General features: G+C 74.1%; 13 protein-coding genes. 5 read left to right on the forward strand and 8 right to left on the reverse strand.

Going from position 1 to position 14,286, the window contains the following annotated elements:
* Window positions 1–4: 4 nt before the first annotated feature.
* The 3 genes from H297_RS0132680 to H297_RS0132690 form a co-directional block, all read right to left on the reverse strand.
* Window positions 5–469 carry a DUF4442 domain-containing protein gene (locus H297_RS0132680; RefSeq protein ID WP_051352386.1) on the reverse strand — a complete coding sequence of 155 codons (465 nt, stop codon included), beginning with the start codon at window positions 467–469 and terminating at the stop codon, window positions 5–7.
* 23 nt (window positions 470–492) lie between these two features.
* Window positions 493–1,350, reverse strand: coding sequence for an alpha/beta fold hydrolase (locus H297_RS0132685; protein ID WP_037795931.1), 858 nt, complete (start codon window positions 1,348–1,350; stop codon window positions 493–495).
* 85 nt (window positions 1,351–1,435) lie between these two features.
* Window positions 1,436–2,797, reverse strand: a complete 1,362-nt coding sequence (locus tag H297_RS0132690; protein ID WP_027740467.1) for an MFS transporter — start codon at window positions 2,795–2,797, stop codon at window positions 1,436–1,438.
* 17 nt (window positions 2,798–2,814) lie between these two features.
* On the opposite strand from H297_RS0132690, the gene H297_RS0132695 reads away from it, so the two are divergent.
* The 3 genes from H297_RS0132695 (at window position 2,815) to H297_RS0132705 (ending at window position 5,038) form a co-directional block, all read left to right on the forward strand.
* Window positions 2,815–4,047 (forward strand): ROK family protein, encoded by a 1,233-nt coding sequence (locus H297_RS0132695; protein WP_027740468.1) that lies wholly within the window; start codon window positions 2,815–2,817, stop codon window positions 4,045–4,047.
* 4 nt (window positions 4,048–4,051) lie between these two features.
* Entirely contained in the window at window positions 4,052–4,582 is a 531-nt protein-coding gene (locus H297_RS0132700; RefSeq protein WP_051352387.1) for a GNAT family N-acetyltransferase, read from the forward strand.
* Between the two features lie 156 nt (window positions 4,583–4,738).
* A complete protein-coding gene (locus H297_RS0132705; protein WP_027740470.1) occupies window positions 4,739–5,038 on the forward strand; it encodes an SHOCT domain-containing protein in 300 nt (99 codons plus the stop codon).
* Between the two features lie 85 nt (window positions 5,039–5,123).
* On the opposite strand, the gene H297_RS43100 is transcribed toward H297_RS0132705, so the two are convergent.
* Together H297_RS43100 and H297_RS0132715 are read right to left on the reverse strand one after the other, a co-directional pair.
* Window positions 5,124–5,654, reverse strand: a complete 531-nt coding sequence (locus H297_RS43100; RefSeq protein ID WP_051352388.1) for a hypothetical protein — start codon at window positions 5,652–5,654, stop codon at window positions 5,124–5,126.
* A 179-nt stretch (window positions 5,655–5,833) separates the two neighbouring features.
* Window positions 5,834–6,145 carry a hypothetical protein gene (locus H297_RS0132715; protein ID WP_027740471.1) on the reverse strand — a complete coding sequence of 104 codons (312 nt, stop codon included), beginning with the start codon at window positions 6,143–6,145 and terminating at the stop codon, window positions 5,834–5,836.
* A 134-nt stretch (window positions 6,146–6,279) separates the two neighbouring features.
* On the opposite strand from H297_RS0132715, the gene H297_RS0132720 reads away from it, so the two are divergent.
* The gene (locus H297_RS0132720; RefSeq protein WP_027740472.1) at window positions 6,280–7,410 is read left to right on the forward strand and encodes a PLP-dependent cysteine synthase family protein; all 1,131 of its coding nucleotides are present in this window, start codon (window positions 6,280–6,282) and stop codon (window positions 7,408–7,410) included.
* A gap of 79 nt (window positions 7,411–7,489) precedes the next feature.
* On the opposite strand, the gene H297_RS0132725 is transcribed toward H297_RS0132720, so the two are convergent.
* On the reverse strand, window positions 7,490–7,966 hold the full coding sequence (locus tag H297_RS0132725) for an SRPBCC family protein (RefSeq protein WP_199787303.1): 477 nt from the start codon (window positions 7,964–7,966) through the stop codon (window positions 7,490–7,492).
* 174 nt (window positions 7,967–8,140) lie between these two features.
* Window positions 8,141–9,001: a DeoR/GlpR family DNA-binding transcription regulator gene (locus H297_RS0132730; RefSeq protein WP_027740474.1), complete on the reverse strand. Its 861-nt coding sequence runs from the start codon at window positions 8,999–9,001 to the stop codon at window positions 8,141–8,143.
* Between the two features lie 228 nt (window positions 9,002–9,229).
* Between H297_RS0132730 and H297_RS39855 the strand changes: the two genes are divergently transcribed.
* Complete coding sequence (locus H297_RS39855; protein ID WP_051352389.1) at window positions 9,230–11,770, forward strand: hypothetical protein; 2,541 nt, start codon at window positions 9,230–9,232, stop codon at window positions 11,768–11,770.
* Here H297_RS39855 and H297_RS0132740 read toward each other — a convergent pair.
* On the reverse strand, window positions 11,740–14,202 hold the full coding sequence (locus H297_RS0132740; RefSeq protein ID WP_027740475.1) for a right-handed parallel beta-helix repeat-containing protein: 2,463 nt from the start codon (window positions 14,200–14,202) through the stop codon (window positions 11,740–11,742). The genes H297_RS39855 and H297_RS0132740 overlap by 31 nt on opposite strands.
* Window positions 14,203–14,286 lie beyond the last annotated feature (84 nt).

Here is a 14,286-nt window from a genome sequence, read left to right on the forward strand (position 1 = left end):
GCCCTCACCGCTGTGGTCTGCGGCGTACGTAGAGCTGCTTGCGGACGCGGGCGACGACGGTGCCGTCCGCCGTGGTGACGGTGGACTCGAACCAGGGCAGGGCCTTGGAGCCGTCGGCGGTGGCGGCCCGGATCTCCGCCATCCGCTCCTCCGCCAGCGTGAATTCGGTGTAGACGTCGCCGCGCCCGGGGGAGACGAACTCGATCTCGGCGGCCTTGTCCCACACCACGTGGTCCCGGCCCAGCCTGTTGACCGCCAGCAGGCACCAGAACGGGTCGCTCATCGAGTAGAGCGAGCCGCCGAACTGGGTGCCGAAGTAGTTGCGGTTCAGCCTGCCGAGGCGGAGCCGTACGCGGGCGTGGCTCCAGTCGTCGGCGATGTCCAGGACGCGGACGCCCGCGAAGAGGTACGGCGGGTACAGGTTGAGGGCTCGCCGGAGTCCCTGCGGGGTGCGGAGAGCCTTCGCCATGGGCGGGAACGCTACCAGTCCGCTTACCGGCCGGTAGCGGTCTTTTCGTGCCCGTCGTGCAGGAAGCGGCCGAGTACGGCCGTGAGCTCGGCGGGCGCGTCCTCCTGGACGAGGTGCCCGGCGCCCTCCAGCAGGTGCAGGCGGGCGCCCGGGATCGTGGCCGCGAGCTGCCGGCCGCGCTCGACGGGGATCCAGGCGTCCTCGGTACCCCAGCAGACGAGCACGGGCAGGGAGAGGTCGGCGTAGCGCTTCTCGACCTCGTCGGTCCAGCGCTGGTCGTTCTGGGCGATCTGGCGGTAGAACGCCGGTTGTCCCGACGCGCCGAGCCAGGGCGCGGCCAGCCGCTCGACGACCCCCTGCCGCAACCCCGGGCCGCCGACGGAGGAGACGTACTCCCGGACCAGGGCGCCGTGGAGGGTGGGCGGCAGCTGCGCGAACACCTCGGCGTGCCCGCCCAGCAGCCGGTAGGTCTCCGAGCCCCACGGAGCGAGTGCTACCGCGTCGACCAGGGCGAGCCGCGCGTAGCGCGCCCCGTGCAGAAGCTGCGCGCGCAGGGCGACGGCCCCACCGAAGTCGTGCGCCACCACGGACGGTTGCTCCAGGCCCCAGTGGTCCAGCAGTTCGGCGAAGAGTCGTCCTTGGGCGCGCAGCGAGACGTCCTGCCCCTCGTACGCGGCCGAGGCGCCGTAGCCGGGCATGTCCCAGGCGTAGACGCGGTGCTCGCCCGCCAGGCCACGGGCGACGTCCCGCCAGACGTACGAGGACCACGGGGTGCCGTGCAGCAGGACGACCGGCGGCAGTGCCGGGTCGCCGAGCGCGGTCCAGCGCACGGTGCCCTGTGCGCTCTCGTAGGTGCGGTCCAGTGTCCAGGTGGTGTCCATGGCCACCACTGTGCTGGTCGTGGTCGAGCCGTACCACTGGCCGGACCGACGACAAACGAAAGAATCCGGCCAGTCGGGGGGGGTGTCAGCCGTCGGGCAGCACGGCGTGGCGGGTGGTCCATGCCGTGAGCGAGGCGCACGCGGCGAGCACGGCGACCGTCAACAGCGCGGCGGGCAGCGAGAACCAGTCCGCCAGGAAGCCGATGGCCACGGGGCCGAACAGGATGCCGCCGTAGCCGAAGGTGGAGGCGGCGGCCACCCCGCCCGGTCCCGCGAGGTCGCCCGCGCGGGCGATGGCGATGGGGAAGACGTTGGCCAGTCCGAACCCGGTCAGCACGAACCCCGCCAGTGCGAGCCCCACCGACGGCGCCAGCGAGCCCAGCAGCATGCCGCAGCACCCGAGCATGCCGCCCGCGATCAGGATCCGGCCCGGGCCCAGCCTCTCCACCAGGGCCGTGCCCGACAGCCGCCCCAGGGTCATCGCCCCGGCGAACACCGCGTACCCGGCGGCGGCCGGCCCGGCGCCCGCCCCCAGGTCGTCCGCCAGGTGCAGGGCGCTCCAGTCGGCGAGTGCTCCCTCGCCGTAGGCCGTGCACAGGGCGATCAGCCCCAGCACTGCGACCAGCCCGCGCTGGCGTCCGCTCAGCCCGGTGCGCTCCTCCCGCGCACCCGCACCGGCGCTCTGCCGCCTGTCGGTGCCGACGGCCTGCTGCGCACCCGCGCCGCGAGGTGTTCGTACGTCCGTGTCGGCGGCCTGTCGTGCGCCCGCGCCGACGGCGGTCGGGCCCTCCTCCGTCTGGCGGCGCGCGGACTCCAGCGGGAAGTGCAGCAGCGGACGGGCGCCCAGCAGAGCGACGGCCAGTCCGACGGCGGCGAGCAGCGACAGGTGCCGGGTGGGGCTCAACTGGCCGGCTACCAGGCCGCCGAGGCCGGCGCCGAGCATCCCGCCGAGGCTGAACGCGGCGTGGAAGCCGGACATGACGGGGCGGCGCAGTATCGCGATCAGATCGACGGCGGCGCTGTTGAGAGCGACGTTCATGCCGCCGTAGGCCGCACCGAAGACGAGGAGCACCAGGCCGAGCGCGAGCGCCGAACGGGTGAGCGGCGGCAGGGCGACACTCAGCGGCAGCAGCAGCCCGCAGGCCAGGACGACAGGCCGGCTGCCCACGCGGGAACAGAGCCGACCTGTCAGCATCATGGTGGCCACCGCGCCCGCGGAGACGCCGAGCAGGGCGAGACCGAGCGCACTGGGTGACGCGCCGGTCTGGGCCTTGACCGCGGGGATGCGGACGACCCAACCGGCGAAGAGGAAACCGTCGAGAGCGAAGAAGGACGTCAGGGCGATGCGGAAGCGGCGCAGGTCCGGGCGGGGGAGAGCGGCGGACGACCGGCCGCGGTGCCCCGTCGCACCGGAGAGCGCCGACCGTATTTTGTTCAGTGTCGGCACAAAGAGAGAATAGAGGCGTGACCCAGACGCGTACAACAAGGCTGGAGCGCGGACGTTCGGCGCTCGGACCCGCACTGGAACTGGTCCACACCGGACAGGCGCCCACCCGCGCGGTGCTCACCGCCGAACTCGGCGTGACCCGCGCGACCGCGGGAGCCGTCGCCGGCGAGCTGGAGTCCCTCGGACTCATCACCGTCGACCCCCATCCCACGGCGCCCGTCGGCACCCAGGGCCGGCCTTCCCACCGGCTGGCCGTCGACCCGGAGGGGCCCGTCGCGCTGGCTGCCCAGATCCACGCGGACGGCTACCGTGCGGCCCTCGTCGGACTCGGCGGTCGCCTGGTGGCCACCGCCCCCGGGTGCGGCACGGTGGACGCCGACCCCGCTCAGGTCATCAGTGAAGTCGTCGAGACCGGCGCGGAGTTGCTGCGGGAGAGCGGGCGGCGCTGCATCGGTGCGGGGCTGGCCGTGCCCTCCGCCGTCGCCGAGCCCGAGGGCACGGCGCTCAATCCGCTGCACCTGGCGTGGCAGGCGGGCGCCCCCGTCCGCGACACCTTCCGGGCCTGCCTGGCCCGGGCCGGGATCACCCACCCCAATGGCGGCGCCCCGGTCACCGGCTTCGCCGCGAACGACCTCAACGTCGCCGCCCTGGCCGAACACCGGCACGGCGCCGGGCGGGGGGCCCGCCATCTGCTCGTCGTCGGCACCGGACACCACGGCGTCGGCGGTGCGCTGGTGCTCGACGGACGCCTGCACACCGGGAGTTCGGGTCTCGCCCTGGAGGTCGGCCACCTGACCGTGGACCCGGGCGGCCGCCCGTGCCACTGCGGCAGCTTCGGCTGCCTCGACGTGGAGACCGATCCCGCCGCCCTCTTCGCCGCCGCCTCCCGCACGGCCGACCCCGACGTCTCGCTGCTGGCCCAGGCCGGTGACCTGGTCCGCACGGAGTACGCCACCGACCCCGGGGTTCGCCGGGCGGCCGGGCAGCTCATCGACCGGCTCGGCCTCGGCCTCGCCGGTCTGGTCAACATCCTCAACCCCGACCGCATCGTGCTGGCCGGCCTCCACCGCGCCCTGGTCGAGGCGGACGGTGACCGGCTGCGCGGCGTCGTCGCCGACCGCAGCCTGTGGGGCCGCAGCGGCAGCGTGCCCGTGCTGCCCAGCGCGCTCGAACACAGCTCGCTCGTCGGCGCCGCCGAACTGGCCTGGCAACCCGTCCTCGACGATCCGATCGGGACGCTGGGAGGATGACGCCGTGCACATCACAGCCGGGCACCCCCGGGACTTCGCTCGCCTTCAGGAGATCGAGCGCGCGGCCGGCGGATGCTTCCGCGACATCGGCATGGCGGAGATCGCCGCCGACGAGCCCCCCAGCCGGCAGATCCTGCACGCGTACGCGCGCGCCGGCGGACTGTGGGCCCTCGCTCCGGCCGAGGACGCAGCGCCCCTCGCCTACGCGCTGACCGCGCCGGTGGACGGCTGCCTGCACGTCGAGCAGCTCTCCGTCCACCCGGACGGCGCCCGCCGCGGCCTCGGACGTGCCCTCCTGGACCACCTCTCGTCCCGGGCCACCGCCGAGGGGGTGCCCGCCCTCACCCTCACCACCTTCACCGACGTCCCCTGGAACGCGCCCTACTACGCCCGCCTCGGCTTCCGCACCCTGACCAGCGGCGAACTCACCCCACAGCTGCGCGACATCCGCCGACGGGAGGCAGCCGCGGGGCTCGATCGCTGGCCCCGGGTCTGCATGCGCCGGCCCTGCGGGTCGGTTCCTCCTCGCCCGTAGCCGGACGCGGAAAGCCCCGCGTCCGGCGGAGCCCGGCAGCTACTGCGCGGGAGGTACGCCCGGTGTCGCCGGCGGTACGACGACCCGCACCCTCCCGGCGCGCAGGCTCGGTAGCGACAGAACGCACCACACACCGCTACCGAGGAGTTGAGGACGATGGACCTCCTGGCGCAATGGCACAACGGCGCGGGACCGGGCCCCTGGATGCTGTTCTTCCCGCTCGCCTGGGCGGCCGTCGTCGCCGGCGGCGTCCTGCTGCTGCGCCGCACCGTGTGGCGCGGCCGCCACGGGCCGTGGCAGCCGAAGGAGGCGGCGGCACCCGGTCGATCCGGTCGGGAAGCCCCGCTGGACCTGCTCGCCAGGCGCTTCGCACAGGGCGAGATCGACGAGGACGAGTACTGGCGCCGCTCCTCCGCGCTGCGGGAGGGCGCTCTCGGCGGAGGCGGTGAGTCGTAGGGCGGCAAGCGGTGAGCTGCCCCGGCCGGGCCCCGCCCGTTCCACCGCCCGCGGAGGGGCCGGGCCGGGGTGTGCCGGACGGGTGTCAGCCCGCTGGCGCCGCCTCCGCCTCCGTCTCCGTCAGCGGAGGGGCGGGCACCGTGCTCCCCGTGTGCGCCTGCCGCTCCGCCGGGGCGGCGGTCGGTGTCGCAGCAGGGCCGGACCCGGAGCCCCGGCTGCGGGAAGCCGCATCGGGTGGGGGAGCGGGCAAGGAGAACCAGCGGGTCCTCGCCGTGCCGTGCGGCGGCTGCGGGGCACGGTCGTGGACCGAGACGGTCAGCCGGTTCCAGGCGAAGGACAGCTCGACCGTGCAGCCCCCGGCGGCGGTGCCGACGCCGCCTGTGCCGGTGGCGGGACCGGCCTCCCCGCCGGACTCCGCCTGCCCGTGGACGGTCGTCAGCAGCTCCGTGAGGCCGCGGGCCGTGGCGTCGGCAAGGGGGTCCAGGCGCCAGTACCGCAGCTGGGCGGCGACGATCCCGTGGACCTGGCCGAGGCGGGAGGGCAGCGCCTGGAAGTCCACGGCGCAGTGCCGCACCGGGGTGCTGTGCTCGACCGTGCTGCTCGGCGGAGTGGGCACGACGTGACTCCCTGCCTGCTGAGGCCCGCCCCGACGAGGGCGAGGACGGATCACCACGGGTGATGTGCGCTACAGAGCCAGCCTGGAAGCCGGCGCGCAGGGATGCAAACCCGCAGCGACGATCCGGTGACCGTCCGCACCGGAGCGGCGCCGAGTCGAAACGCTCTCCCGCGGTGTGGTCAGGTGCCGAGCACACCGCGTTCGGCGGCGGCCTTCGCCCTGGCCGTCCGTACGGCGGACAGCAGCCCCTCACGATGGGCGAGGCCGAGCCGCAGTACATAGCTCTTGCCGGCCAGCGTCGCCAGCGCCTGGTCCCGCCGTCCGTAGCCGCTGATCCGCACCTCGTCCAACGGCGCGCTGTCGATCTCGCTGCCGTAGCTGGTCATCAGCACCAACTGGCCGTCCCGCACCAGCACGTGGCCGGCCCGGGTGAGTGAGCGAAGCATCCGGCGTATCCCTACGCCAGTCGCGTCGAACTCCGGCTCCACCACGACACACCGCCTCCCACCGGATCCTTCCGCACAGGTACCCCCGAACAGTGTGCACACACCCCCGGAAGCCCCACCCTTGCCAGGAGCATGCCCAGGTCCGCCGCCGTCTACCGGCCCGCCCGTATGATCGCTCCGTGAGTGCCACCGAACCCGCCCCTCCCGTCTCCGGCCTTCCCACCCAGGACGTCGACCGCAGCGACGCCGCCTACCGGGGCTGGCTGAAAGAGGCGGTACGCAAGGTGCGGGCCGAGAGCGGCCGGAGCGCCGACACCCATCTGCTCGCCTTCCCGCTTCCCGAGGCGTGGGGCATCGACCTCTACCTCAAGGACGAGTCGACCCACCCCACCGGCAGCCTCAAGCACCGGCTGGCGCGCTCCCTGTTCCTGTACGCCCTCTGCAACGGCTGGATCCGTCCGGGCCGCCCCGTCATCGAGGCCTCCAGCGGCTCGACCGCGGTGAGCGAGGCGTACTTCGCCAAGCTGATCGGCGTCCCGTTCATCGCGGTGATGCCCCGCACGACCAGCCGCGAGAAGACCCGGCTGATCGAGTTCCAGGGCGGCACCTGCCACCTGGTGGACGACCCCCGCACGGTCTACGAGGTCTCCGCCCGGCTCGCCGCCGACAGCGGGGGCCACTTCATGGACCAGTTCACCTACGCCGAACGGGCCACCGACTGGCGGGGCAACAACAACATCGCCATGTCCGTCTACCAGCAGTTGTGCCAGGAGCGGCACCCGGAACCCGCCTGGATCGTGACCACGGCCGGCACCGGAGGCACCTCCGCCACCTTCGCCCGCTACATCCGCTACATGCAGTACGACACCCGGGTGTGCGTCCCCGACCCGGAGAACTCCTGCTTCTTCGACGGCTGGACGCGCCGCGACCCCGAGGTCACCAGCGAGACCGGCTCCCGCATCGAGGGCATCGGGCGGCCCCGGATGGAACCGAGCTTCGTGACGGGGGCCATCGACCGGATGATGAAGGTCCCGGACGCGGCCAGCGTCGCCGCCGTGCGGATGCTGGACCGGGTGCTCGGCCGCAAGGCGGGCGGCTCCACCGGCACGGGACTGTGGAGCAGCCTGCTGATCGTCGCCGAGATGCGCGCCCGCGGCGAACAGGGCAGCGTCGTCACCCTGTTGTGCGACCCGGGCGACCGGTACCTCGACAAGTACTACTCCGACGCCTGGCTGACCGAGCAGGGCCTGGACATCGCCCCCTGTGTGCGCACGCTGGAGCGTTTCCTCACCACGGGGGAGTGGGTCTGACGAGCGCGGCCGGAGCAGTTCCGCCGGGCGACCCGGGGGCATCACCCGTGCGTCCCCGCAACGGATGCTGCGCGGGTCTTCATCCGCGCAGCCGGCGTTCCAGATTCCGCATGGCGTCCCGGAACGAGGCCCTGACACCGGGCTTCCCCAGCAGCATCGCCGCGCGTACGAGCGGGGAACCGTCCACCGCCATCGTCCAGCGCACCCGGGTGCCGCCTGCGGGGGAGGGCAGCAGGTTCCAGTCCTCCATCAGGGCCCGTACACCGGGTGCGTTGGTGCGGTCGATGCGGTAGGTGTACCGCTCCCCGGGCCGCGTGGCCATGACGGTCTCCTCGAAGAAGCCGCCGCCCCTGAGCCGGACGTGCCGCCCGGCACCGCCGCCGGCCGGCCTCACTTCGGTCACGGCCGTGAACCAGGACGGCCAGCCCTCCGCGTCCTCGGCCAGCGCCGCGTACACCGCCTCGACCGGCGCCCCCACGTCCGCCACGAAGGAGAGCCGCAACGGCGCCGTGTCGGCGAAGTCGAGTTCCACGGAACGCAAGTGACGAGCAGCCATACGGACGACCCCCAGTGAGCGAACGGACGCGCGGAGCCCCTCCACACTAGCCACAGCCACCACGGGCGCGGTGGGCACCCGCAGGCCCCGCACCCGCAATCCTCCCGGGGCTTCGCCGCCGAGGACGGGCGGGCGGGCCGGCGCCGGACGCCGTCCGGCCCGTGGACGCTCGCGCTACGCGCCCTGGAGCTCTCCCGGCTCCTCGCCGGGCTCCTGCTCACCGGCCACCACCAGTTCCGGGAGCCTCTCCTGGATCTCCGCCCGCGCCTCGGGCCCCAGCCCGCCGTCCGTGACCAGGGTGTCCACCTGGTCCAGTGAGGCGAACGAACTCAGGCCCACCGTGCCCCACTTCGTGTGGTCCGCGACCACGATGACCCGCCGTGCGGAGCCGACGAACTGCCGGTTCGTCTCGGCCTCCGCAAGGTTCGGCGTGGAGAGCCCGGCCTCCACGGATATGCCGTGCACCCCCAGGAACAGCGCGTCGAAGTGGAGCGAGCGGATCGCCGCGTCCGCCACCGAGCCCACCAACGAGTCCGACGGCGTACGCACGCCACCCGTCAGCACCACTGCCGCGGCGCCCGGCCGGCTCCCCGTACCGGTGCCCGCCGACCGCTGCGCGGCGTGGAAGACGTCCGCGACGCGCACCGAGTTGGTCACCACCGTCAGGTTGGGCACGTCCAGCAGGTGGCGGGCCAGCGCGAACGTCGTCGTACCCCCCGACAGCGCGATCGCGCTGCCCGGCTGGGCCATGGTGGCCGCCGCGCGCGCGATGTCCTCCTTCGCGCTCAGCTCCAGCGAGGACTTCGCCTCGAACCCCGGCTCGTGGGTGCTCGCCTCGGCGACCGGCACGGCACCGCCGTGCACCTTCTCCAGAGCGCCCTGACGGGCCAGCGCGTCCAGGTCACGCCGCACCGTCATGTCGGAGACCGACAGCTTCCGGGTCAGCTCGTTGACCCGCGCCCCACCCCGGCGCCGTACCTCCTCCAGAATCAGCGCACGCCGCTGCTCGGCGAGGAGGTTCTGGTTCTCGCTCACTGTCCTGTCTCCGTTCGCTCCGTCGCTCCCTCGTGACGCCGTTCGAACCGTGGGGGAGGCCGTCGGCGGGGCCATCCTCCCATGTGAGCGGCGGGCACGCTTGTGGCCCGATCCGCCCCCGCACACCTCACCTTCACCCGTGAGGGGGTGGCACACGGGACCGCCCGGCGGTGATGCTGTGCTGGGCGCACACCGCGCCTCGCCGACTGACCGTCCGGGGGAATCACAGTGCCGTCCGCACACACGAACGCGGCGACGGGCCGGCCCTCCGTCGACGCGGCCGGGAACGCGCCCGGTCTCTCACTCGAACTGCTGGTCCACGGGGTCGGGGGAACGACACCGGGCGAGATGCTCGGCGACCCGCGCACCGTGCGCATCACAGGGGACTGCACCGCAGCAGTCCACCGCCGCACCGAGGACAAGAACGCCGAAGCACATCCGCAGGACTACGCCGGCAAACCCGTGCAGGAGGCGTACTGCTGGTCCAACCTCACCTCCGGCAACGGCGCCCGCGCCCTGTGGCTGATGCTGCTGCCGTTCATGGTGGTCAACCTGGCCCACTGGACCCGGCCGGCCGCCGAGGGGCGCCGCACCACCGTGCGGCTGCACGGCCTGCTGGTCCGGCTGATCGCGCTCTCGCTGACCGTGCTGCTCGTCGCTGCCGCCTGCGAGGTGGCGCTCGACCTGGTGGCCTGGCAGTGCGCGGGCAGCGTCCGGTGCACGGGGGACCGCTCCTGGCTCGCCTTCATGACGCCTGACCCGTCCGGCCACGGCGGCTGGTGGAGCCTGCCGGGACGCCGGCTCGCCCTCGCCGCCGTCCTGCCGACGGCCGTCACGGTGCTGCTGTGGTGGCTCTCCCACCGCACCTGGAGCGCCTACGAGTCCCAGCCACCGCTGGAGCACACCGTCCCCGAGGACACCCCCGCCGCCGACGGCCGGCCACCGCTGTCGCTGCCCGGCTTCTGGTACGGCAAGCGGCTCGTGGCCCGGCTGCGCGCCGCGCACACCGCCGCCGGGTTCCTCACGGTCGCCGCCGCGCCGACGTACGCCGCCACCCGGTACGACCGCGGACCCGGCGGCAGTGCGGTACTGGACGCGGTGGGCTGGCTCCTGGCGGGCCTGCTGGTCGCGGGGGCCGCGTGCGTGCTGTTCGTCGTCGCCCGCAGGGGCCGCAAGGAAGGCGAACCCGACGACCGCGTCGACAGCCTCGCGGTGCGGGCGCTGCCCGGCGCGTCCGTGGGGGTTCTGCTGCTCGCCGTGGTGTACAGCGCCTGGAGCCGCCCCGGCTGGACCTCCGCCGGCTCCGCCCTCCCGGGCGACGAGACCTTCGGTTTCCTCGCGGTGCTCCAAGGAGCTCTCGTCGTCGCCCTCGGCCTGCTGGGCCTGCGGCTGCACCGCACCACGCGCGTCCCCCGCACCGCGCTGGCCGGGCTGGCCTCGGCCGCCGTCGCGATGCTCGCCTGCGCGCTGGGCGGTCTGCTGTCCGGCGGCGTCTCGCAACGGGTGGGCGACTGGCTGGACGGGCCCGGCACCCCGGGGGAGGGAGGAGGCCACATCGGCGGGCCGCCCACCGTCCTCACCTGGCAGGCCTCGACCATCCCCGTCCTGCTCGGCCTCGTCCTGCTGCTCGGCTGCTGGTTCGCCTACCGCGTGTGGCGCGACGCGCGGCGGCTCACCGACGAGGTGACCGCCGGCTACCCCGACTGCGTGCCCGACGCCTCCCGCTCCCGGCGGATCGCCGCCGCCGTCGCACGGGCCGGCCTCACCGACGAGGCGCCCTGGCTCGCCGCCACCGTCGCCGTGACCACCCTCGTCCTCGGCGGCGCCGCCGTCCTCGGCACCCTGACGACCGGCCAGGTGCCCGGCGAGGCGACCGACGGCGCTCCCGCCGTCGTCGCGGGGTTCGCCGACACCGTGCAGGCCCTCGGCTCCTGGCTGATCGGGTTCGGTGTCGTCCTGCTGCTCGCCTGGGGGCGCCGCGCCTACAAGGACGCCTCGGCGCGCCGCACCGTCGGCATCCTGTGGGACGTGGGCACCTTCTGGCCGCGCTGCGCCCACCCCTTCGCGCCGCCCTGCTACGCGGAGCGTGCCGTGCCCGACCTGGCCTGGCGGATGGCCCTGTGGACGGACCGCCACGACGAGCGCCGGCTGGTGATCTCGGGGCACTCACAGGGCAGCGTCCTGGCGGCTGCCGCTGTCTGGCAGCTCGACCCCGGCACCCGGCGGCAGATCGCGCTGCTCACCTACGGCTCTCCCCTGGAGCGGCTGTACGGGCGTTGGTTCCCCGCCTACTTCGGGCCGCGCTGCCTGGGCGAGCTCCACGGCGACGTGGAGTGCTGGCGCAACCTGTGGCGGCTCACCGACCCGATCGGCGGTCCCGTGCGGCCCCGGCGGGCCGGTACGCCCGAGGCCCGGCCGCCGCAGGAGTGCCGGGGCGTCGACCGCGGCCCGCTGCTCGACCCCCTGGCCTACGGCCGTACCCGGCAGCAGCCCTTGCCCGAGCCGATCCTCGCCCACAGCGAATACCAGGCCGACCCGGCCTTCGCACAGGAGCGCGCCGGGCTGCTCGCCCGCCTCAGCGAACGCTCCCCGGGGACCCGGAAGCCGGTCGGGAACGCGTACGCCCACCCCGGCGTACCGCGCCAGCCGGACAAGGATCCCGGCCCACCTGCGCACCCGCAGACGGACGCGGGGACGGACGCCCCGCAGGCCGACGGGGAGGTGAAGCCCCCGCGGGCTCAGGGGGAGCCGGGCAGGTCTCCCGGGTAGAGGAGGGTCAGGTCCTCGGTGCTCGGGTCGGGTACCTGCGCGACCCGGCCCGCGTGCCGCTCGACCATCGCCTCGAACGTCTGGCGCGCGGCACGCCCGTTGCCGAACGAGGGGCCCTTGGGGAGCCGCGCGAAGTAGCCCAGCAGCGCCTGCCGGGCACCCTCGCCCAGGTCGTACTCGTGCTCGTCCGCCTGCTGCTCGACGATCAGCAGCAGCTCCTCGGGCGTGTAGTCACCGAAGGCGATGGTGCGCGAGAAACGGGAGGCCACGCCCGGGTTGGCAGCCAGGAAGCGCTCCATCTCGGCGGTGTAGCCCGCGGCGATGACGACCGCGTCGTCGCGGTGGTCCTCCATCAGCTTCACGAGCGTGTCGATGGCCTCCCGGCCGAAGTCGCGGCCCGCGTCCTGCGGAGCGAGGGCGTACGCCTCGTCGATGAACAGGACGCCGCCCTTGGCCCGTTCGAACGCCTCCTGGGTGCGGATCGCGGTCGAGCCGATGTGCTCGCCCACCAGATCGACGCGGGAGACCTCCACCAGGTGGCCGCGCCGCAGCACGCCGAGGGAGTGCAGGATCTCCCCGTAGAGCCGGGCCACGGTGGTCTTGCCGGTACCCGGCGACCCGGTGAAGACCAGATGCCGGCGTACGGAGGCGGCCTTGAGCCCGGCCGCCTGCCGCCTGCGGCCGACCTCGATCATGTCGGTCAGCGCGCGCACCTCACGCTTGACGCTCTCCAGCCCGACCAGCGCGTCGAGTTCGCCCAGCACCTCCTTCGAGGGGCGGGACTCCACCTTTGACCCGTCCGCCGGGAGGGCGGCCTCGCCGGCGGGCGCGGCCTCCGTGCCCGGGCCGGCGGCCGTGCGCTGGCGGGGCACGGTGACCCGCGCGGTCAACAGCCCCGCGGAACCGTCGGTGGGGGAGGAGGCGGGGCCCGCGGCCGGTGCGGGCAGCGCCGCGACGGGAGCCGCGCTCTCGTCGCTGGTGCAGTCCTCGACGGTGGGACCCTCCTCGGCGAACTCGTAACCTCCGCGCCCGCAGCGCTCCGTACGGCAGCGGCGCAGCGTGCTGCGGCAGCCGTCGATGACGTGGAAGCCGTAGCCGCGCGAGCCGGTCACCCGGCAGTTGTGGAAGGTGCCCCGCCCTTCGGCCGACACGTAGAAGCCCGCCTCGGCGGCGCCGCTCACCGTGCACCGCTCGACCGTGGGATCGGCGCCCTTGGTGACGATCACGCCGGTCGCCGTCTCGTCGATGGTGCAGCCCCCCAGCACCCCGCCGCTGCCGTGGTCGCGGAACCAGGCGCCGGTGCCCGCCTTGCTGATGCGCGAGTCGTCGAGCTGGACGACAGCCCCGTCGCTGACGGAGACCGCGGTGCCGCGCACCTGGGAGAGGTCGCTGTCGAGGACGTCGGCACGCGAGCCCCGGTCGAGGACGAACAGCGCATCGGGCACCGTGTGCACCCGGCAGGTGTCCAGCACGGCGGTGGCACCGTCGCTGATCCACACGGCCGGGTAGTCGCCGGTGCTCTCGTGTATCTCGCAGCCGTTGGCGTCCGCGCGGGTGCCCGGGTCCCACACCGACAGGCCGTTGCGGCCGAAACGGCGCACCGTGGAGCGGGTCAGTGTCAGCACCGACCGGGAGCGCAGGTCGATGGCGTTCTCGGGGATGTCGTGGATGTCGCAGTCGGCCAGGGTGAGCACCGCGTCGGTGTCCAGGGTGACGCCGTCCGTGGAGGTGCGGTGCACCCGGCAGTCGGTGAAGTGGCCGCTGGCGCGGGAGGCCACCCGCAGGCCGCTGCCCTTGATCTCGTACACCTCGCAGCCGACCGCCTCCAGCGTGCTGCCCTCGCCCTGCAGGGAGATGCCCGCACCGGAGGCGAGGTGCACCCGGCAGTGGGCGAGCCGGGGCCTGGCACCGTCCCGCACCAGCACCCCGGACTGGCCGGCGGCCACCACCTCGCACTCCTCGTAACTGCCGCTCGCCCCACCGATGATGCTCAGCCCCAGCCCCGCCGGGTTGTCCACGGTGCAGCGCCGCACGGTGGGCCGGGCGCCGCCGCGCACCTCGATACCGGCGGCGGAGCGGGTCATCACCCGCAGCCCGGTCAGCTCGGGTGCCGCCTCCTCGACCAGCACTGCGGGTACGGCCGAGTCCTGGCCCTCGATCTGAAGGTCCTGGACGAGCGCGGCGGACCGTACGGTCAGTGCCACTCCGTCCGCGGGAGCGATGCGGACCGGGCCGCCGCCCGACCGCTCGGGCCCTCGCAGGGTCACCATGTGGTCGACGACCAGGTTCTCGCGGTAGGTGCCGGGCGCCACCGTGAGGACGTCGCCGTCGCCGGCCGCCTCCAGTGCCGCGGACAACGACGCGTACTCGCCCGTGCGTCGCCGCCACCGCGACGTGCCGCTGTGCGTCACCTGGACCGAGCCCTGTGCCATGGAGTGCTGTGCCCCAACCTCGTGTGTGCCAAGATGCGTTGCCCTCGCACCGGACGCCGCGCGCGCCGTCCGTGCTGGTCGCAC

Source organism: Streptomyces sp. CNT360 (assembly GCF_000424785.1).

Coding starts and splice junctions, on each gene's coding strand:
- H297_RS0132685 (WP_037795931.1), bottom strand. CDS start 1,350: ATGGACACCACCTGGACACTGGACCGCACCTACGAGAGCGCACAGGGC.
- H297_RS0132740 (WP_027740475.1), bottom strand. CDS start 14,202: ATGGCACAGGGCTCGGTCCAGGTGACGCACAGCGGCACGTCGCGGTGG.
- H297_RS0132725 (WP_199787303.1), bottom strand. CDS start 7,966: ATGGCTGCTCGTCACTTGCGTTCCGTGGAACTCGACTTCGCCGACACG.
- H297_RS0132705 (WP_027740470.1), top strand. CDS start 4,739: ATGGACCTCCTGGCGCAATGGCACAACGGCGCGGGACCGGGCCCCTGG.
- H297_RS0132680 (WP_051352386.1), bottom strand. CDS start 469: ATGGCGAAGGCTCTCCGCACCCCGCAGGGACTCCGGCGAGCCCTCAAC.